The organism is Rhodococcus sp. F64268 (assembly GCF_023015605.1).
In the GTDB taxonomy this organism is placed as follows: Bacteria; Actinomycetota; Actinomycetes; order Mycobacteriales; family Mycobacteriaceae; genus Rhodococcus.
The window spans coordinates 113,833-132,357 of record NZ_JALKAI010000004.1; the positions used below are offsets into that span (position 1 = coordinate 113,833).

Consider the following 18,525-nt stretch of genomic DNA (forward strand, 5'->3'; position numbering starts at 1 on the left):
TCCGCCTACCCTGGAGACCACGTCGGCCAGCTTCGTCAGGAGGCAACGCAGTGCAGATCACCAGCGTCGGACACGCAGGGTTCCATATCCGGACAGAGGCCGGGTCCATCCTGTGCGACCCCTGGATCAACCCCGCGTACTTCGCGTCATGGGTGCCGTTTCCCGACAACACCGGGCTCGATTGGGAAGAGCTCGGCAACGTCGACTACCTGTACGTGTCGCACCTGCACAAGGATCACTTCGATCCGGGCACGCTGAGCAAGTACGTCGACAAGGATGCGACGGTGCTGCTGCCGGACTACCCGGTGCCGGATCTGCGGCGTGAACTCGAGGCACTGGGCTTCACCAAATTCTTCGAGACCACCGACTCCGTGAAGCATCGGATCTCCGCTGCCGGTATCGATGTCGCTCCGCAGGCCCCCGTCGGGCCGGGCGAGCTCGACATCATGATCATCGCGTTGCGTGCACCCGCCGACGGGCCGATCGGTGACTCGGGTCTGGTCGTCTCCGACGGCTCGACCACCGTGTTCAACATGAACGACGCGCGGCCGATCGACATGGATCCGATGCACGAGGCGTTCGGCCACATCGACATCCATCTGCTGCAGTATTCGGGTGCCATCTGGTACCCGATGGTCTACGACATCCCGAAGAAGACCAAGGCCAATTTCGGCAAGCAGAAGCGTCAACGTGGCATGGACCGTTGCCGCAGCTACATCGAGCAGGTCGGAGCCACCTGGATCGTGCCGTCCGCAGGGCCGCCGGTGTTCCTCGACGACGATCTGCGCGACCTCAACGACGACCACGGCGACGAGGGGAACATCTTCCCCGACCAGCACGTGTTCCTCGAACAACTGCGCATCCACGGGCGCGACGGCGGCCTGCTCATGATCCCGGGATCGACGGTGGATCTGGTCGGCAAGGATCAGATGACCCTCACGCATCCGATCCCGGACGAGCAGGTCGATGCGATCTTCACCAACAAGGCCGCCTACATCGAGGACATGGCGAAGCGGTTCGCGCCGATCATCGCGGCGGAGAAGGCGACGTGGGCTCCCGCCGAGGGTGAGCCGTTGCTGCCTGCGTTGAAGGCGAAGTTCGAGCCGATCATGGCGCAGTCCGATCTGATCTGCGACGGTATCGGTTACCCCGTCGGTCTGGTCATGGGTTCGGGCGACGACGCCGAGACCGTCGTACTGGATTTCCCGAAGCGGGCCGTGCGCGAGCCCATCGAGGGAGAAGGCAAGTACCGCTACGGGTTCCGCATCGCACCGGAGCTGGTGCGGACGGTCCTGCGCGACGACGAACCCGATTGGGTCAACACGATCTTCCTGTCCACCCGCTTCACGGCGTGGCGCATCGGCGGGTACAACGAGTTCCTGTACACGTTCTTCAAGTGCCTCACCGATGAGCGGATCGCCTACGCGGACGGCTGGTTCGCCGAGGCGCACGACGACACGGCGTCGATCGAGCTGGGCGGCTACGAGATTCAGCGTCGCTGCCCGCATCTGAAGGCAGATCTGTCGAAGTTCGGTGTGGTCGACGGCACCACCCTCACCTGCAATCTCCACGGCTGGCAGTGGGATCTCGACTCGGGTCGCTGCAAGACGTCCAAGGGTCACGAGCTGCGCAGCAGCAAACTCTGATGCCGGTTTCCGCGCCCTCGCCGAGGAAGCGACGACCGGCCCCCGATCGTTCCGTCCCCACTCCGAGTGCCGTCCGCGATGCGCTGCAGGGTGACCGAACCGTGGTCTTCACCTCCGACGGCACCGACTGGATTGCGACGTTCGCAGTGGGTGACGCCGCATTGCCACCCTCGACGACCGCGGTGTTCCTCGACGTAAACTGCGTCACCGACCGGAGCCGGATCGATGCCGGAAGCATGCTCCGAGACACGGACTCGGGGTTGTGGATCCTGTCCGTTCGGGTTCCGGCCGGGTGGCGCGGCGCGTACACATTCATTCCGTCGAACGCCCCACTGACGGTTCCGGACGGCGACGCGAATCAGCGTCAGTGGTGGATCGACTTCCGCCGGGGCGCCATCGGATCGTTCGAAGGAGCTGCCCCCGACGCCGAGCCACAGCGACTCCGGACGGGCGCACTCCCGGAAGGCATCCTCACGACCGAAACGGTGGAGCTCGACGGCACTCCGCGTCGCGTCGGCACCTACGTGCCGCCCGTACCGGGTCACGGCACCGTCGTGTTGTTCGACGGCGACGAGGTCCGCCGTCACCGGGTGCTCGCCGCGTTCGACGATCCCGAGCACGCCCCTGCACGGGTGCTCGTCGTCGACCACGTGAGCGCCGACGGTCAGGAACGTAATGTGCGGGCGTCGGACCTGACCGCCAACCCGCGCTTCCGCGACGACCTCCTCGCATACGCGGGCGAGCCCGTGACGGTGGGCGGCTGCTCGTACGGCGGACTCGCGTCGATGTTCTTCGCGTTGACCCGGCCCGATGCCGTGCGCGGCGCAGCCTGCCTGTCACCGTCGATGTGGTGGCACGACGAGCAGGGGCACGATGTTCCGACGCTCGCGAAGGCCGACATTGGCGGCGACGTGCCCATCCTCAGCGAGGTGGGTTCACTCGAGTGGATGATGCTCGACGAGGTCGCCGGCGCCGCCGATCGACTGGCCGCGGCCGGGCACCCGATTCGTTCGGGGACCTTCGCGGGTGGTCACGACTGGGTTCAGTGGCGCGAGCGGCTGCCCGTCCTGATCACAGAATTGCGGGTCACACAGTCGGGGCGCTCGGAATCGGTGTGACCGCGGGGCGCGGTGCGAACGCCGGCACGAGCAACAGCACCGCGCCGCCTGCGATCAGCGCGAACGGCCACCACTGACGGTCCCCGGCTTCCACGGTGGGTGCGGCGGCCTGCGCGTCACCGGACTGCGGCAGTGCCTCCGTCGCGTCCCGGACATTGCCCGAGATGCTCTGCACGACGTTGCTCACCGGTCCGACACCCGCCACGAGCTGGCCGGTGCCGTCGGTCAGTTGCCTGCCACCGTCGTCCAGCAGGATCAGGCCGTCGCGCAGCTGCCGCGATCCGTCTGCGGCCTGCGTCATACCGGCGACGAACTGTGCGTTCGGGTCGGTCAGTTCGTAGGCGAGTTGCTGCGCGCCGCTGCGCAGCTGCCCCAGCTGGTCCATCGTCTCGGGTCCCAGACCCTGGGTGTTCAACATACCGACCAGCCCTCTGATCTCCGCCGACGCCGAGCTCGACACGGGGTCACCGGACAGATCGAGTGTGTCGGCGACGCTCGTCAGCTGCGTGGTGACACTGCCCTGCATCTCACCGAATCCGGTGAGCCGGGTGACCACCTCGTCGACCCCTCCGCTGATCTGGGAGGCGCCGTCGCCGAGCAGACCGACGCCGCCCTCCAGCTGGTCGAGTCCGCCCGCGAGCTGCTCTCCTCCCGCCCTGGCCTGGCCGAGTCCGTCGGCGAGTTGCTGTGCGCCATCGTCGAGTTGGCGGCTGCCGTCGGTGAGCTGGCCGACGCCACCGTCGAGGATCGACAGCGGGAGACTCGCCTGTTGCAACGTACTGCGGGCGTCGTCGACTCCGGTGCCGCCCGTCTCCTGTTCGGCGACGGTGACGGTGGCCTCCGGCGAATCGAGGTAGGCGAAGGTCGAGCCGGCGCCGACAAGGGCCAGCCCGGAAACTGCGGTGATCATGGTGAGCAGACGTGCACGCATGTGCGTCGAGGCTAGAGCCTCCGGTTAAGAAGCTGCTGAGGAGCCCCGGTCGGGCAGCCATCGGACGGCAGTGATACCTACCACGAGTAGCGGCAATACCGTCGACACCACAAGCGCAGACAGCGGAATCCATGCCGAGCCCACCGCGAACCACGCGAACACACCGACCGACATCACCTCGCTCGTCAGCCCCACGACCGAGGTGACGGTCGCGCGAGTGCGCCCCGACATCGTGTCCTGCAACCTGGCCTCGGCAACGATGGCGGTGTTGTGGATTGCGCCGTACCCGAGCCCGATCGCGATGAAGCCGCCGACACCACCGGCGAGCGCACCGGCGGCGAGGAGAACTGCCCCCGCGATCACCACCCCGCCCATCACCCGGCCGCTCATCGAAGCGGTCCGGCCCGCGGTCGCGGCACCGACCACCTGGCCGATCACCGTGAGCGCCACCAGAACCGGCACCTGCTCGGTGGGCGCGCCGCCTTCCCGAGCGAGCAGGCCGAAGTATTCGTCGAACGCAAGACCGGCGAGCAGAGCGGCGGCGAGCAGCACCGCGCGGCGCACCACCTTGTCGGTGCGGACCTCGGACGTGCCCTCGCGCAGCGCCGACACATAACGGCTGAGCACCGGGCCGCCGCCGGCATCGTCGGTGTCCCTCACCCGAGGTGTGGACGGCAATGTCAGGACCAGCAGCCCGTTCGCGACGGTGAGCGCCACGGACAACCATCCGACGAGTGCGTAGCCGCCCAGTCCGAACAGGGGTGCCGCCGACAGGATCGCGACGAACGCGCACACCATCTCGCCTGCATTCGCGTAACCCGAGACCGTTGCGTATCGGTGTTCCGCGCCGAGCGCCGCGAGTTCGTCGTAGAGGAGCGCCTCGAATGTGCCCGATTTCAGGGATTCACTGATCCCCCACAGCACGAAACCCAGCGCGAAACCCCAGACGGTGGGCCAGATCATCCAGATCGTGAAGGTCGCGGTGAACAGAACGCCGCTGCCGAACAGCAGACCCCGGCGCGACACCGTATCCGCCCACGCGCCCGACGGAACCTCCGACACGAACGCGACGAGGGACCACAACACGAACAGCAACGAGATGCTGCCAGTACTCAGCCCGTGGTCTTCGAAAAGTAACGCGTACAGACCGTAGAGCGGCACGAGCTCGCGGGTGGCCGAGTAGGCGACCGCCCGGGCGGACAGGGAAGTCGAACGGTCGAATCAACATCGTCGGCGCATGGCTCCAGCATGACACCCGATCTCGCGCGTGTCACGAGCGACGTGACTGTCCGATACCGTCGTCAGTTGTGAGCGAGGACAACGAACAGAACCGGCAACGCACCTACACCTGGGACGATCCGGCGCCTACATCGGCCGCCAACCGCGACATGCAGGGACTCGACTTCCTGCGCGGTCTCATCGACGGCAGCATTCCCCATCACCCGACATCCCGGACGCTCGGCTTCACCGTCACCGACGCGCGGGAGGGGTTCGTCGAGATCACCCTCGAGGTGCAGGAGTTCCATGCGAACGCGGTGGGCAGCGTGCACGGCGGAGTCCTCGCAACCCTGTTCGACACGGCGATGGGTTTCGCGGTGTCGAGCACGCTCGATGCGGGCGTCGGATACACGACCCTCGATCTGCAGGTGCGCTACCTGCGAGGAGTGCAGCCCGGCCATGTCCTCCGTGTGCACGGATTCTGCGAACACGCGGGGCGCCGCACCGCGACTGCGCGCGGCGAAGCGCGCGACGATCAGGGGCGGCTGGTCGCGACCGGCTCCACGTCGTGCCTGATCCTGAGCTGACCCGCTATCCGACGGGCTCCAGGACCTCTCGTCCGACGAACGGAACCAATGCCGGTGGAACCTTGACGGTGCCGTCGGCCTGCTGATGGTTCTCGAGGAGCGCGACGAGCCAGCGTGTCGTGGCCAGCGTTCCGTTGAGCGTCGCGGCGGTCTGCGGCTTGCCGTTCTCGTCGCGATAGCGGACACCGAGTCGACGGGCCTGGAATGTGGTGCAGTTCGACGTCGACGTCAGTTCGCGGTACCGCTCCTGAGTGGGAACCCATGCCTCGCAGTCGAACTTACGGGCTGCCGAGGATCCGAGGTCGCCGCCTGCGACGTCGATGACCCGGTACGGCACGTCGATCGCGGCGAGCATCTCGCGTTCCCACGTCAGCAACCGCTGGTGCTCTTCCGTCGCGTCCTCGGGCTTGCAGTAGACGAACATCTCGACCTTGTCGAACTGGTGCACGCGGATGATCCCGCGGGTGTCCTTGCCGTAGCTGCCTGCCTCGCGGCGGAAGCACGACGACCACCCGGCGTACCGCTTCGGGCCTGCGGACAGGTCCAGGATCTCGCCCGAGTGGTACCCCGCAAGCGGCACCTCGGAGGTACCGACCAGATACAGGTCGTCGTCCTCGAGGTGGTACACCTCGTCGGCGTGCTGCCCGAGGAAGCCGGTGCCCCGCATGATCTCGGGGCGCACCAGCACCGGCGGGATCATCATGGTGAAACCGTTGGCCGTGGCCTTCTGCGCAGCGAGCTGGAGCAGACCGAGCTGCAGGAGCGCACCGTAGCCGGTGAGGAAGTAGAAGCGCGCACCGGAGACCTTGGCGCCGCGTTCCATGTCGATCAGGCCCAGCGACTCACCGAGCGTGAGGTGATCCTTCGGCTCGAAGTCGAACGTCGGCAGGTCACCGACCGTCTCCAGGGTGACGAAATCGTCCTCACCGCCGGCCGGAGCACCCTCCTGGACGACGTTGGAGATCGCCATGTGCGCCCGCTCGAGCGCTTCCTGCGCGGCGTTCTGCTCGGCTTCGAGCGTCTTCACCTGGGCCGCGAGTTCCTTCGCGCCGTCGAGCAGTGCGGGCCGTTCCTCCGGGGATGCCTTGCCGACCTTCTTTCCGAGCGCCTTCTGCTCGGCACGGGCGTTGTCACCCGCCAGCACAGCGGCGCGACGGGAGGCATCCGCATCGAGCAGCGCATCGACGAGGCCGGGATCCTCGCCTCGGGTGCGCTGCGAGGCGCGAACGGTGTCGGGATTCTCGCGGAGGAACTTGAGGTCGATCACGAAGGTGAAGCCTACCTCTGCCAGAGCTGCAGGTAGTCTTCGCGCCCGAACATCTTCGCCGCATCCACCGCGGTGGGCTGCCCGCCCATCGGATCGGCGCCCGCCTCTGTGAGGATCCGCACGACCTCCTCCTCGCCCTTGAACACCGCGCCCGCGAGCGGAGTCTGACCGCGGTCGTTCGCCCGGTTCACATCCGCGCCGTGGTCGACGAGAACGCGCACCGCAGCGGCGTTCCCGCGGTAGGAGGCGAGCATCACGAGGGTGTCACCGGCCCCGTTCGTCAGGTTCGCGGGGACACCCGCCTCGATATACGTCGCCAAGGTCTCGCTGTCGCCTGCGCGCGCAGCATCGAAGCAACGCTGCGCGATCTCCTGGATGCGGGGATCGATCTGGTCGTCGGCCATGAACCGACGTTACCTGTACGGACCGGGCCAGGGCATGATGGGAGGTGATGGCCGAAGACAAGAAGAAGAAGCCGGTACGGCGTCCGCCGTCAGCAAAGCTGACGCGACGCGCGTTGGTGTTCGTAGCTGCGGGCGCGGTCCTCGCCGCGATCGCGACGTTCGTCGTCGCGGGTTTCCAAGGCGCCGATACCGTCGACGGAAACAACAGCGGTGCGTCCCCGTCGACCGGCGCCGTCGCCGGTGACGCGTTCGGCACCGCCACCAGCGGAGACTGCCTGACCTGGACGGCGCTCGATGCGAGCGACCTCACGAAGGTGGATTGCGAGCAGACCCACCTGTTCGAGGTGGTCGAGGACATCGACCTGAGCGTGTTCCCCGGGGCGGAATGGGGACCGGGTTCACGTTTCCCATCGGTCATGCGGTTCACCGAGCTCCGCGACGAGCAGTGCGCACCTGCGGCGATGGACTACCTGGGCGGACGCTTCGATCCGCACGGCAAGTTCAGCATCGGGCTGATCAATCCCGGCGAAGCGGGGTGGGCTGCCGGCGAACGGACGCTGCGCTGCGGGCTGCAGTTCTCGTCGACCACCGGCAACCTGCTGCCCATCGAGGGCAGGGTCGCCGACCAGGACCAGTCCCGCGCGTGGGACGTCGGCCTGTGCATCGGCATCAACAACGGGGTCCCGGCCGATCCCGTCGATTGCGCGAAGCCGCACGCCTTCGAAGTAGTTGCGACGGTGAACCTGGCCGAGAATTTTCCGGGCGGACTGCCGAGCGTCGAAGACCAGGATGCCTACCTCGAGCAGACCTGCACGGAGCGAGTGAACGAGTACCTGGGCGACCCGGAGGCGCTGCGGAACAAGACGCTGACGCTGTTCTGGGACAACTTGAACTTCGACAGCTGGCTGGCGGGCAGCCGCAAGGTCAACTGCTCTGTCGGTAAGCAGGTCGAGGGCGGGGGATTCGCTTCCATCACGGGCAGCGCGAAGGGCGACATCCTGATCGACGGGCAGCCGCCGATTCCGCCGCCTGCGCAGCCCGAGGGCAGGTCGCTTCCCACGCCGCTACCCGGTGCGGCTCCCCTGCCGGGGGCCTGACCCGATGGTGAAGATGAGCGATGAGCGCTTCGACGGACTTGTCTCCGACGCTCTCGACGAGATTCCCGCGGAACTCACACGGGCAATCGACAACGTGGTGGTGCTCGTCGAGCCGCGACACGAGGACGAGCCGGACCTGCTCGGTCTCTACCAGGGGATCGCGCTGACCGAACGCGACAGCCACTACGCCGGGTCGCTACCCGACACGATCACGATCTACCGCGACGCGATCCTCGACATCTGCGACACCGACGACGATGTGGTGCACGAAGTCGCGGTGACGGTCGTGCACGAGATCGCGCATTATTTCGGAATCGAAGAGGAGCGCCTCCACCAGCTGGGCTGGGGGTAGGCGCTCGAACTCTTGCTCGGTCGGACTCCTGCTCGGTGGGGCGGGGTCAGACGCGGGCGGGCGTATTCCGCTCGACCTCGGCGTTCTTCTTGTCCGAGGCAAGCAGGAAGTGGGGGCCGATGGTCGACGCCACGAGCAGGATCAGGCAGCAGGCGACCACGACGGCAACACACGCGACCACGATGATCATGCCGATCAGTTCAAACATGCCCGATTACCTCCACGCTCGATCTCACAGCGAAGTGCGGTCGGTCCGGCACTTCCGACCTTCACCATAACTGTCCGCCCCGGCTTGACCGAACCCGGCGGACGAAAAGCCGGGCGGGACGCGCTCGTGTGCGCGTCCCGCCCGGCTTTCTGGCGACGGTCAGAGTTCGTCGAAATGGGTGAGCTTCGGCGCCCCTGCGAGCAGCGGCCCGAGATCGGTGATCGCGCCTTCGCCCGCACGGAACTTGCGGTACGCGGTGTCGTGCTCCCGCGACTGCCACTTCTCGACGACGACCCAGCGAGCCTCGTTCTTCTGGTCCACCAGGATCTCGATACCGACGCAACCGTCGAAGGCCCGGGTCTCGTCGAGGACTCGCGTCATGACCTTCTTCGCATCGTCCAGCGCGTCGGCCTTGAACTCGAGCTCCAGCAGTGCGGTGAGCGCCATGTTCTCCCTTTCGTAGAATACGATTTTCCTGCTCTACATTTCCCGATCGCTCCTGGCCGCGCAATAGGCCGGACCCGAACGAAGCAGAACCTCAGAACATGCTGTATCCGCCGTCGATGAGGGTCGTGCTTCCGGTCTGGAATCGCGACGCATCGCTCGCCAGGTAGACGGCAATGCCTTCGAAGTCCTCGGGCGTACCCCATCGGCCGAGCGGAACCCGTGAGATCACGTTGCTGTTGAAGACTTCGGATTCCTGCAACTGCCCGGTGAGATCGGTGGCGATCCAGCCCGGCAGGACACTGTTCACCCGGATGCCGAACCGCGCGAACTCGACAGCGCATCCATTGGCCATCGCGAGCACCGCGGCCTTTGTCGCACCGTACGCCTGGTTGCGACCGGCCCCCTGGAGTGCACCGAGACTCGACGTCACGATCATCGACCCGCCGGTGCCCTGCGCGACGAGGACCTTCGACGCCTCACGCATCGTGAAGTACGCACCATCGAGGTTGGTCGCCACCACTTTCCGATACTGCTCCGTCGACGATTCGGGGAACTTCTGCAGCGGCCCCGTGATACCGGCATTGACGACGACGATGTCGAGCCCACCGAGAGCAGCGGCGGTGTCGGCGACACCGTCGATCACCGCCTGCTCGTCTGCTACGTCGACCGACCGGGTGACGACCTTCGTGCCGAAATCCCCGAGATCGGTCGCCGCAGCAGCGAGCTTGTCTGCGCTACGGCCCCAGAGGGCGACATCGGCGCCGGCGCGCGCGAGTCCGCGCGCCATACCGAGCCCGAGGCCGGCCGATCCACCGGTTACCAGTGCGCGTCTACCCGTCAGATCGAACATGCCGCTCCCCATGCGCAACTCGCTTACTTGAACTCGGCGGCGATATCGCGGCCGATGATTTCCTTCATGACCTCCGTGGTGCCGCCGTAGATGGTCTGGATGCGTGCATCCCGATACGCGCGACCGATCGCGTACTCCATCATGAAGCCGTAGCCACCGTGCAGCTGCACGCCCCGGTCGACGACACGCTTCTGCAGCTCACTGGCCCACCACTTCGCCTTCGACGCATCGACCGCTGTCAGTTCCCCTGCGTTGAGCGCGAGAATGCAGCGGTCGATGTGAGATTCGGTCACCTCGATCTCTGTGAGCATCTCGGCGAGCACGAAGCGGGTGTTCTGCAGATCGCCGATCGGCTTGCCGAACGCCTTGCGCTCGAACACGTACTGCTTGCTCCACTCGTAGGCCGCACGCGCCGACGTGATGGCGCTGACGGCGATACCGATCCGCTCGAGCGGCAGATTCTCCATGAGGTGGACGAAGCCGCGCCCTTCGGTGCCGAGCAGATTCTCGGCGGGCACGCGCGCATCCTCGAACACCAACTCGGCGGTGTCCTGCGCGGCAAGACCGACCTTGTCGAGCTTGCGTCCGCGACTGAAGCCGGGAGCGTCGCGCTCGACGACGATGAGCGAGAATCCCTTCGACCCGGCACTCGGGTCGGTGCGGCACACCACGATGACCAGGTCGGCGTGGATCCCGTTGGTGATGAAGGTCTTCTGGCCATTGATGACCCACTCGTCGCCGTCGCGAACAGCGGTGGTCTTGACGCCCTGCAGGTCGGAGCCCGCGCCCGGTTCGGTCATTGCGATGGCGCCGATGATCTCGCCGGAGGCCATGCGGGGCAGCCAGCGGGCCTTCTGCTCCTCGGTGCCCAGGTGCAGCAGGTACGGAATGGCGATGTCGTCCTGCAGGGCGAGGGTCGCGCCGAACGATGTGGTGTTCGTGCGGGCCGTCTCCTCCTGGACGATCTGACGGAACCGGTAGTCGGTGACACCGGACCCGCCGAATTCCTCGGGTACCCCGAGGCCGAGGATCCCTGCCTTGCCTGCGGCCAGGTACACGGACCGCTCGATGAGCCGTTCCTCTTCCCAGCGCTCGTAGTTCGGTTCGACCTCGCGAGCGTAGAACTCACGCACCGTTTCCCGGTACGCCTCGTGATCACCTTCGAAATGGGTACGCTTCATGAATTCTCCTGGCAATAAGCGTGTATCAGGCGTTTACGCGGTCGATCAGGCCCGCGAGACGCTCGGAGATCAGGGCTTCTGCGTCGGCGACGATGCGTTCGACGAGTTCACCTGCGGTGGGAATGTCGTGGATGATGCCCTGGACGGTGCCGACGGTCCAGATACCGGCCTCCGGGTCACCGTTCTCGTACACGAGACGCCCACGCGCACCGGCGACCAGTTCACGGACGTCTTCGAACTGCCCTCCGCGATCGAGGATCTCGACGACCTCGCGGCTGACGGTGTTGCTCGCCACGCGGGCGGTGTTGCGCAGCGGCCGGAAGATCAGCTCGGTGTCGGTTTCCTTGGCCTCGACGATCGCTTCCTTGATCTTCTGGTGGATCGGCGATTCGACCGTGCACATGAAACGGGTGCCCATGTTGATGCCGTCGGCACCGAGCGCGAGTGCGGCGACGAGACCGCGACCGTCACCGAAGCCTCCCGAGGCGATCATGGGGATGGTGATCTGCTCCGCTGCCGCGGCGATGAGGACGAGTCCGGGGATGTCGTCCTCGCCCGGGTGGCCCGCGCATTCGAAGCCGTCGATGCTGATGCCGTCGACACCGACGTCCTGCGCCTTGACGGCGTGGCGGACGCTGGTGCACTTGTGCAGCACCTTGATCCCGGCGGCGTGGAAATCGGGGAGGTGCGGCGCGGGGTTGGATCCCGCGGTCTCGACGATCTTGATACCGGAGTCGATGATGACCTGGCGGTATTCGTCGTAGGGCGGCGGCGTGATGGAGGGCAGGATCGTCAGGTTGACACCGAAGGGCTGGTCGGTGAGCTCGCGAGTGCGGGCGATCTCCTTCTCGAGATCCTCGGGGGTGGGCTGGGTGAGCGCCGTGATCATGCCGAGTGCACCGGCGTTGGCGACGGCGGCGACCAGTTCGGCGCGGCCGACCCACTGCATTCCGCCCTGCACGATGGGGTGACGAACTCCGAAGGTTTCGGTGAAGGCTGTGGACAGCACGAAAGATCTCCTCGCAGTGAGACGTTCAGATAGTGGTGTGGTAGCCCACGATGCGTAGTGCGATCACGATGTAGCGGTCCGCGACCTGCGCCGGGGTGAGTGGGCCGTCGATCTGGTACCAGCGGGCGATGGACTGGAGCATGCCGAGCATGGCCCGCACGGTCTCCTCCGCATCGTCGACGTCGAATACTCTCGCCTCGGTACCGTCACGGACGAGGTCGAGCATGATGAGTTCGAGTCGTTTGCGCGTAGCGGCATAGGTGCGGCGGTTCTCGAAGGAGACGTGCCGCAGCTCGGAATCGAGACCGGAACGCTTCGCCCGGTAAGTCATGTTCAGAACGATCGCCTCGACGGCATTGGCGAACCGGGCGGCCGGGTCCGCGCCGCCGTCCGCGACCGCGGCCAGGACACGGTCGATGAGGTCGAGGACGGCAGCGTCGAGCAGGGTGACGAGAACGGCTTCCTTGTTCTCGTGGTGGTAGTACAACGCGGGCACCGTCACACCGACCCGGCGGGCCAGGTCGCGCACGGTTGTCCCGTGGAAGCCGTTCTCGCTGAAAGCTTCCAGCGCGTGTTCGAGGATGGGGTCGTACCGCAACGGCTCGAAGACCCGCCAATCGGTGAACCCGGTCTCGGGCTGCGCGGTCATCGACCCCCTCCTCTCACTCGTGTGTGCTGCGTGCCTAGCGCGGTGCCATGCGGATAGCGCCGTCGAGGCGGATGACCTCGCCGTTGAGCATCGGGTTCGAGACGATGTGTGCGGCCAGAGCGCCGTACTCGGCGGGGTCACCCAGACGCGCGGGGTGAGGAACCTGCTGGCCGAGCGAAGCCTGGGCCTCTTCCGGGAGCGAGCCGAGCAACGGGGTCTTGAACAGGCCCGGAGCGATGGTCACGACGCGGATGAGCAGCGACGCGAGGTCGCGTGCGATCGGCAGGGTCATACCGACGACGCCGCCCTTGGATGCGGAGTAGGCGGCCTGCCCGATCTGGCCGTCGAAGGCTGCGACCGAAGCGGTGTTGATGATGACGCCGCGCTCGCCGTCGACCGGTTCGGTCTTCGAGATGCGCTCGGCGGCCAATCGGATCACGTTGAACGTGCCGATCAGGTTCACATCGATGACCTTCTTGAAGCCGTCGAGCGGAAACGCGCCCTTCTTGCTGACGGTCTTGACCGCGTTGCCGATGCCTGCGCAGTTCACCGCGACACGCAGCGGTCCGAGCGACTCGGCGAGATCGAGAGCCGCGACGACTGCTGCCTCGTCGGTGACGTCGGCCGGCGCGAAGCGCGCACGGTCGCCGAGTTCCTTGGCGACGGCCTCACCGTTGGAAGAGGGGAGGTCGATGATGACGACGGTGGCTCCGTCGTCGATCAGCGCCTTGGTGGTGGCAAGACCGAGGCCCGAAGCGCCTCCGGTGACGACGGCAACGCTGTCGTTGACGATCATTGAGAATCCTTTCGAGAGTTGTTGCAGTTCAGATACGTTCGATGATGGTGGCGTTGGCCATGCCCGCGCCCTCACACATCGTCTGGAGTCCGTAACGACCACCCGTGGCTTCGAGGTGGTTGACGAGGGTGCTCAGCAGGCGGGTGCCCGACGAGCCGAGCGCATGGCCGAGCGAGATCGCGCCGCCCCACGGGTTGAGTTTGGCCGGGTCGGCGCCGAACTCGTGCGCCCACGCAAGCGGCACGGGCGCGAAGGCCTCGTTGACCTCGTAGGCGTCGATGTCGTCGATGTTCAGGCCGGACTTGGCGAGGACCTTCTTCGTGGCCGGAATCGGCGCGGTGAGCATGAAGACCGGGTCGTCACCGGCGACGGAGAACGAGTGGAAACGGGCACGTGGGGTGAGGCCCAGCTTGTTCGCGAGTTCCTCGCTCATGATCAGCGCGGCCGAGGCGCCGTCGGTGAGCGGCGACGAGTTTCCGGGGGTGATGATCCACTGCGCTTCGGGGAAGCGTGCGGCGTACTCCTCGGTGTAGAACGACGGCTTCAGACCGGCCAGTCCTTCCGCGGTCGTTGCGGCGCGCACGGTCTCGTCGACCGTGTGCTGCACCTGCTCGCCCGCCGCATTGGTGACCTCGATCGGGACGATCTCCTTGTCGAAGTGCCCGGCGGCAATGGCGGCAGCGGCACGCTGGTGCGACTGCGCGGAGAACGCGTCGAGCGCGTCGCGGTCGAACTTCCACTTCGCCGAGATCAGCTCGGCGGAGATGCCCTGGTTGACCAGGCCGTCCGGGTAACGCGTGCGGATGCTCGGACCGTGGGTGTCCTTGCCCATCGACGAGGTGCCCATCGGGACGCGGCTCATGGATTCGACGCCGCACGCGATGACCATGTCGTACGCACCGGCGATGACGCCCTGCGCCGCGAAGTGGGCTGCCTGCTGGCTCGAACCGCACTGACGGTCGATCGTGGTGGCAGGCACGGATTCGGGGAAGCCTGCCGCGAGAAGGGCGGTGCGAGAGATGTTGAGCGATTGCTCCGAGGCCTGGTTGACACACCCGCCGATGACATCGTCGACCTGAGCGGGATCGATGCCGTTGCGCTCGACGAGCGAGCGCAGCACGTGCGCGAGCAGTTCGACGGGATGTGTACCCGAAAGTGCGCCTCCGGGCTTGCCTTTGCCGACCGCGGTGCGGACAACATCGACGATGACTGCGTTGGTCATGGTGACTCCTGAATCTTCGCGGGGTTTGGTGCGACCCGGTGTCGCAGGAGCGGTCGCCGCGACACCGGGCCGGGCTCTCCGGTCAGCGGCCCTTCCACACGGGCTGGCGCTTCTGCGCGAACGCGGTGGGGCCTTCGATGGCGTCCTCGCTGCTGAAGACAATCTTCAGTGCTTCGACGTTGGCGTTCCACGCCGCGTCCTCCCAGTCGGGAAGGTTCGCGGTGCGGTAGATCATGGACTTCGATTCGCGCACCGACAACGGCGCGTTGGCGGCGATGGTTTCGGCGATCCCGAGGGCGACGTCGAGGGCAGTACCTGCCGGAGCGACCCGGTTGACGAGGCCGTACTCCTTGCCTTGTGCGGCCGAGATGGGCTCTCCGGTGAGGGCGAGCTCGAGAGCGAGCTTACGAGGGATCTGCTGCTGCAGCCGGATCACGCCGCCCGCTGCGGCGAACAGGCCGCGCTTGACCTCGGGCAGTCCGAGCTTGGCTTCTTCGTCGACCACCGCGAGGTCGCTGGCGAGAACGAGTTCGGTTCCGCCGCCGAGCGCGAATCCGTTGACAGCCGCGATCGTGGGCTTGCTGATCCAGTGCTGCGCGTATCCGGCGAAGCCCCACTCCGGGTGTCCGGCAGCCGAGGTGTCCTCGCCCGATGCGATGGCCTTCAGGTCGGCACCCGCGCAGAAGGCTCGGCCGGAGCCGGTGATCACGATGACGCGGACGTCGGCGTCGCTCTCGGCCTGCTCGAGGTATGTGCCGACGGCGGTCGACAGCGCGCCGTTGACGGCGTTGAGTGCCTTCGGCCGGTTCAGGGTGATGATTGCGACCCCACCGCGCACTTCGTACAGCGCTGCAGCGTCCGTCGTGGTCGTGTCGTCGGCCATGCGTGCCCCTTCGGATCCCAGAATCTGTTACTTATCGATCGCTAAAGGAGTACCACGGAACGAGCGCTCGGGCAATGGGCCGGCTTTATCTAGCGCCCGATCAGTTTCGTCTGGTAATGATTGGCCGTGAGCGCGAACATCGACTCGGCGACCACGGCGGGAGACCCATGCATGCTGCACATCTGACCGAGAACACCGGACCCGACGGTGTGCACACCGTCGACATACCGGAACCCACACCCGGCCCCGACGACGTCGTCGTCGACCTGCACGCGGCCGGTGTCTCGTTCCCCGATCTCCTCCAGACCAGCGCGGGCTACCAGGTGGTACGCCCACTCCCCTGCGTCCTCGGATCCGAAGGCGCCGGAGTCGTCCGCTCCGCGCCCGAAGGCAGCGGGTTCAGCGCCGGCCAGCGCGTAGCGGTCCTCGTGAACACCGGGTCGTGGCAGCAGACGGTTGCCGTCCACCCCCGCTCCGTGTTCCCCCTTCCCGACGACGTGTCGCTCACGGCGGCGGCCGGAATGCCCCTGAACTACCTGACGGCCCACTTCGCTCTCGAAGAACGCGCACGGTACCGCTCCGGCGAGACCGTGCTCGTCCACGGCGCCGCAGGTGGCCTCGGTGTCGCCGCCCTCCAGGTCGCCGCGGCACTCGGCCTAGAAACCATCGCGGTGGTCAGCACCGACGAGAAGGCGGCGGTAGCAAGGGCGAACCGGGCGACCCACACCATCGCCGTCGACGGATTCAAGGACAAGGCACTCGAACTCACCGACGGCCGCGGTGTCGACATCGTGCTCGACCCCGTGGGCGGCGACCGGTTCACCGACAGCCTTCGCAGCCTCGCTCCGGGCGGACGCGCCGTGGTCCTCGGCTTCACCGCCGGCAAGATTCCCACGGTGAAGGTCAATCGCCTTCTCTTGAAGAACATCTCGGTGGTCGGCGCCGGATGGGGTGAACACATCCGCCAGCTGCCCGACTACCCTGCACAGCAGTGGAAGACGCTCGGCCCCCTGCTGAGCTCCGGAGAGTTGCAGGTTCCCGAGCCCACCGTCTATCCCCTGACCCAGGCAGCGGGCGCACTGCACTCACTCGCGAACCGTTCGGCGACAGGAAAAGTCGCACTCTCACTCCACCCCTGATATCGATATCCGAAGGATTTCCCCATGACCGACAACCCGTCCACCGATCTGCCCGAGGTCGCCGTCGATGTCACCGACGGCATCCTGCGCGTGACGCTCAACCGCCCCGAGCGCATGAACGCCGTGAAGGCCGAGACCCTCAACACGATCGGCGACGCCTTCGAGAAGTACGCGACCGACGACTCGGTTCGCGCAGCTGTCCTCACCGGTACCGGCCGGGCTTTCTGCTCGGGCGCCGACATCGCCGGCCGCGACCTCTCGGCACCGCCGACCACCGACACCATCGACGCCGCCAACCGGGTGGCGGGCCTGCTCCGAGCGTTCCCCCGCCCCGTCATCGGTGCCGTCAACGGGGCAGCAGCGGGTGTCGGTGTGTCGCTGGCACTTTCGTGCGACCTCACCGTCGCGAAGGAGTCGACGTACTTCCTGCTGGCGTTCACCAAAATCGGCCTGATGCCCGACGGCGGCGCCACCGCACTGGTTGCCGCGTCGGTCGGACGCGCCCGCGCGTTGAAGATGGCGATGCTCGCCGAACGGCTCCCGGCTCCCGAGGCTGTCGCCGCAGGGTTGATCGCGGACACCTACGCCGATGACGAATTCCACAGCAAGGTCGAGGAACTCGCAAGGCGGCTCGCGGACGGACCCACGGACGCCCTGGCATCCACCAAACACGCGATCAATGACGCGACCCTCACCGAACTCGAGAACGCCTTCGGCCGCGAGTTCGAGGGCCAGATGACGTTACTGGCCGGGCCGGGGTTCGCCGAGGGGGTCACCGCATTCCAGGAGAAGCGGCCGGCGAACTTCCGCGATCTCTGATCGGACGAACGGATCGTCGGGGCCTCGTCAGGCGCGCGGGGCCCCGACCATCTTCAGAGCGATCTTCACATATTTCTTCGCGACCTCCGGCGGGCTCAGCGTGCCCTCGGCGTGGTACCAGCGGGGAATCGACTGACACATTCCCAGCAGAGCGCGGGTGGTCTCGGCGGCATCCTCGACGTCGAACGATCCCGACTCGGTTCCCTCTTCGACGATCCGCCGCACGATCTCCTCGATGCCCTTGCGGACCGCGCGGTAACGCTGGCGGTTGTCGGGGCTCAGGTAGCGGGCCTCACCTTCGATCGCCGCGAGCCGTGCGCGCATCGTCATGCGCAGCACGATGGCTTCGATGACGTTCGACAGACGCTGAACCGGGTCGGTGCCGCCCTCGGCGTCGGCCGCGTGCGAGCGTGAGAGCACGTCGCTCGTGGACAGCTCGAGCAGCGCGATGAGCAGGCCCTCTTTGTTCTCGTGGTGGTAGTACAACGCGGGCACCGTGACGCCGACGCGTCGCGCGATCTCACGCACCGACGTGCCGTGGAAGCCGGTTTCGTAGAACGCATCGAGGCTCGCCGACAGGATCGGGGTGAGCTCCATCGGCTCGAGGGTGCGCCAGTCGGGCGCGACCGTCTCTTCCGCGGTAACTGTGTCGTCGGTCGAACTCCCCATGAAACGCATCCAACCTATCGATCGCTATATACC

21 protein-coding genes are annotated in these 18,525 nt (G+C 66.5%); 7 read left to right on the plus strand and 14 right to left on the minus strand.

Annotated features, from left to right (window positions below; genetic code table 11):
- Nucleotides 1-50 precede the first annotated feature (50 nt).
- Nucleotides 51-1,646 carry a Rieske 2Fe-2S domain-containing protein gene (locus MWU77_RS10865; RefSeq protein ID WP_247273658.1) on the plus strand — a complete coding sequence of 532 codons (1,596 nt, stop codon included), beginning with the start codon at nucleotides 51-53 and terminating at the stop codon, nucleotides 1,644-1,646.
- A gap of 101 nt (nucleotides 1,647-1,747) precedes the next feature.
- Complete coding sequence (locus MWU77_RS10870) at nucleotides 1,748-2,764, plus strand: enterochelin esterase domain-containing protein (RefSeq protein WP_247273659.1); 1,017 nt, start codon at nucleotides 1,748-1,750, stop codon at nucleotides 2,762-2,764.
- Here MWU77_RS10870 and MWU77_RS10875 read toward each other — a convergent pair.
- Nucleotides 2,733-3,695, minus strand: a complete 963-nt coding sequence (locus MWU77_RS10875; RefSeq protein WP_247273660.1) for a hypothetical protein — start codon at nucleotides 3,693-3,695, stop codon at nucleotides 2,733-2,735. The genes MWU77_RS10870 and MWU77_RS10875 overlap by 32 nt on opposite strands.
- Nucleotides 3,696-3,719: 24 nt before the next feature.
- On the minus strand, nucleotides 3,720-4,856 hold the full coding sequence (locus tag MWU77_RS10880; protein ID WP_247273661.1) for an MFS transporter: 1,137 nt from the start codon (nucleotides 4,854-4,856) through the stop codon (nucleotides 3,720-3,722).
- A 146-nt stretch (nucleotides 4,857-5,002) separates the two neighbouring features.
- Here MWU77_RS10880 and MWU77_RS10885 point away from each other — a divergent pair, with 146 nt between their 5' ends.
- Nucleotides 5,003-5,500, plus strand: a complete 498-nt coding sequence (locus tag MWU77_RS10885) for a PaaI family thioesterase (RefSeq protein ID WP_247273662.1) — start codon at nucleotides 5,003-5,005, stop codon at nucleotides 5,498-5,500.
- 4 nt (nucleotides 5,501-5,504) lie between these two features.
- Here MWU77_RS10885 and serS read toward each other — a convergent pair whose 3' ends face one another.
- Together serS and MWU77_RS10895 are read right to left on the minus strand one after the other, a co-directional pair.
- Nucleotides 5,505-6,767, minus strand: a complete 1,263-nt coding sequence (gene serS, locus MWU77_RS10890) for a serine--tRNA ligase (protein WP_169689237.1) — start codon at nucleotides 6,765-6,767, stop codon at nucleotides 5,505-5,507.
- An 11-nt stretch (nucleotides 6,768-6,778) separates the two neighbouring features.
- Nucleotides 6,779-7,171 (minus strand): ankyrin repeat domain-containing protein, encoded by a 393-nt coding sequence (locus MWU77_RS10895; protein ID WP_169689236.1) that lies wholly within the window; start codon nucleotides 7,169-7,171, stop codon nucleotides 6,779-6,781.
- 47 nt (nucleotides 7,172-7,218) lie between these two features.
- Between MWU77_RS10895 and MWU77_RS10900 the strand changes: the two genes are divergently transcribed.
- Complete coding sequence (locus MWU77_RS10900; RefSeq protein WP_169689235.1) at nucleotides 7,219-8,268, plus strand: septum formation family protein; 1,050 nt, start codon at nucleotides 7,219-7,221, stop codon at nucleotides 8,266-8,268.
- 13 nt (nucleotides 8,269-8,281) lie between these two features.
- Nucleotides 8,282-8,620 (plus strand): metallopeptidase family protein, encoded by a 339-nt coding sequence (locus MWU77_RS10905; RefSeq protein WP_169689234.1) that lies wholly within the window; start codon nucleotides 8,282-8,284, stop codon nucleotides 8,618-8,620.
- 46 nt (nucleotides 8,621-8,666) lie between these two features.
- Here MWU77_RS10905 and MWU77_RS10910 read toward each other — a convergent pair whose 3' ends face one another.
- The 9 genes from MWU77_RS10910 to MWU77_RS10950 form a co-directional block, all read right to left on the minus strand.
- Nucleotides 8,667-8,828, minus strand: a complete 162-nt coding sequence (locus MWU77_RS10910) for a hypothetical protein (protein WP_169689233.1) — start codon at nucleotides 8,826-8,828, stop codon at nucleotides 8,667-8,669.
- 159 nt (nucleotides 8,829-8,987) lie between these two features.
- On the minus strand, nucleotides 8,988-9,275 hold the full coding sequence (locus MWU77_RS10915; RefSeq protein WP_247273663.1) for a putative quinol monooxygenase: 288 nt from the start codon (nucleotides 9,273-9,275) through the stop codon (nucleotides 8,988-8,990).
- A 91-nt stretch (nucleotides 9,276-9,366) separates the two neighbouring features.
- Nucleotides 9,367-10,125 (minus strand): SDR family NAD(P)-dependent oxidoreductase, encoded by a 759-nt coding sequence (locus MWU77_RS10920; protein WP_247273664.1) that lies wholly within the window; start codon nucleotides 10,123-10,125, stop codon nucleotides 9,367-9,369.
- Between the two features lie 23 nt (nucleotides 10,126-10,148).
- Nucleotides 10,149-11,306, minus strand: coding sequence for an acyl-CoA dehydrogenase family protein (locus MWU77_RS10925; protein WP_247273665.1), 1,158 nt, complete (start codon nucleotides 11,304-11,306; stop codon nucleotides 10,149-10,151).
- A gap of 25 nt (nucleotides 11,307-11,331) precedes the next feature.
- On the minus strand, nucleotides 11,332-12,315 hold the full coding sequence (locus tag MWU77_RS10930) for a nitronate monooxygenase (protein WP_308198791.1): 984 nt from the start codon (nucleotides 12,313-12,315) through the stop codon (nucleotides 11,332-11,334).
- Nucleotides 12,316-12,340: 25 nt separating this feature from the next.
- On the minus strand, nucleotides 12,341-12,964 hold the full coding sequence (locus MWU77_RS10935) for a TetR/AcrR family transcriptional regulator (RefSeq protein WP_247273666.1): 624 nt from the start codon (nucleotides 12,962-12,964) through the stop codon (nucleotides 12,341-12,343).
- 34 nt (nucleotides 12,965-12,998) lie between these two features.
- Nucleotides 12,999-13,760 carry a 3-hydroxyacyl-CoA dehydrogenase gene (locus tag MWU77_RS10940; protein WP_169689228.1) on the minus strand — a complete coding sequence of 254 codons (762 nt, stop codon included), beginning with the start codon at nucleotides 13,758-13,760 and terminating at the stop codon, nucleotides 12,999-13,001.
- Nucleotides 13,761-13,788: 28 nt separating this feature from the next.
- Nucleotides 13,789-14,982 (minus strand): thiolase family protein, encoded by a 1,194-nt coding sequence (locus MWU77_RS10945; RefSeq protein ID WP_169689227.1) that lies wholly within the window; start codon nucleotides 14,980-14,982, stop codon nucleotides 13,789-13,791.
- An 82-nt stretch (nucleotides 14,983-15,064) separates the two neighbouring features.
- Nucleotides 15,065-15,865, minus strand: a complete 801-nt coding sequence (locus tag MWU77_RS10950) for a crotonase/enoyl-CoA hydratase family protein (RefSeq protein ID WP_169689226.1) — start codon at nucleotides 15,863-15,865, stop codon at nucleotides 15,065-15,067.
- A 167-nt stretch (nucleotides 15,866-16,032) separates the two neighbouring features.
- Here MWU77_RS10950 and MWU77_RS10955 point away from each other — a divergent pair, with 167 nt between their 5' ends.
- A complete protein-coding gene (locus MWU77_RS10955; RefSeq protein WP_247273667.1) occupies nucleotides 16,033-17,004 on the plus strand; it encodes an NADPH:quinone oxidoreductase family protein in 972 nt (323 codons plus the stop codon).
- Nucleotides 17,005-17,028: 24 nt separating this feature from the next.
- The gene (locus tag MWU77_RS10960) at nucleotides 17,029-17,823 is read left to right on the plus strand and encodes an enoyl-CoA hydratase (RefSeq protein ID WP_247273668.1); all 795 of its coding nucleotides are present in this window, start codon (nucleotides 17,029-17,031) and stop codon (nucleotides 17,821-17,823) included.
- A 27-nt stretch (nucleotides 17,824-17,850) separates the two neighbouring features.
- Here MWU77_RS10960 and MWU77_RS10965 read toward each other — a convergent pair whose 3' ends face one another.
- Nucleotides 17,851-18,492, minus strand: coding sequence for a TetR/AcrR family transcriptional regulator (locus MWU77_RS10965; protein WP_247273669.1), 642 nt, complete (start codon nucleotides 18,490-18,492; stop codon nucleotides 17,851-17,853).
- Nucleotides 18,493-18,525 lie beyond the last annotated feature (33 nt).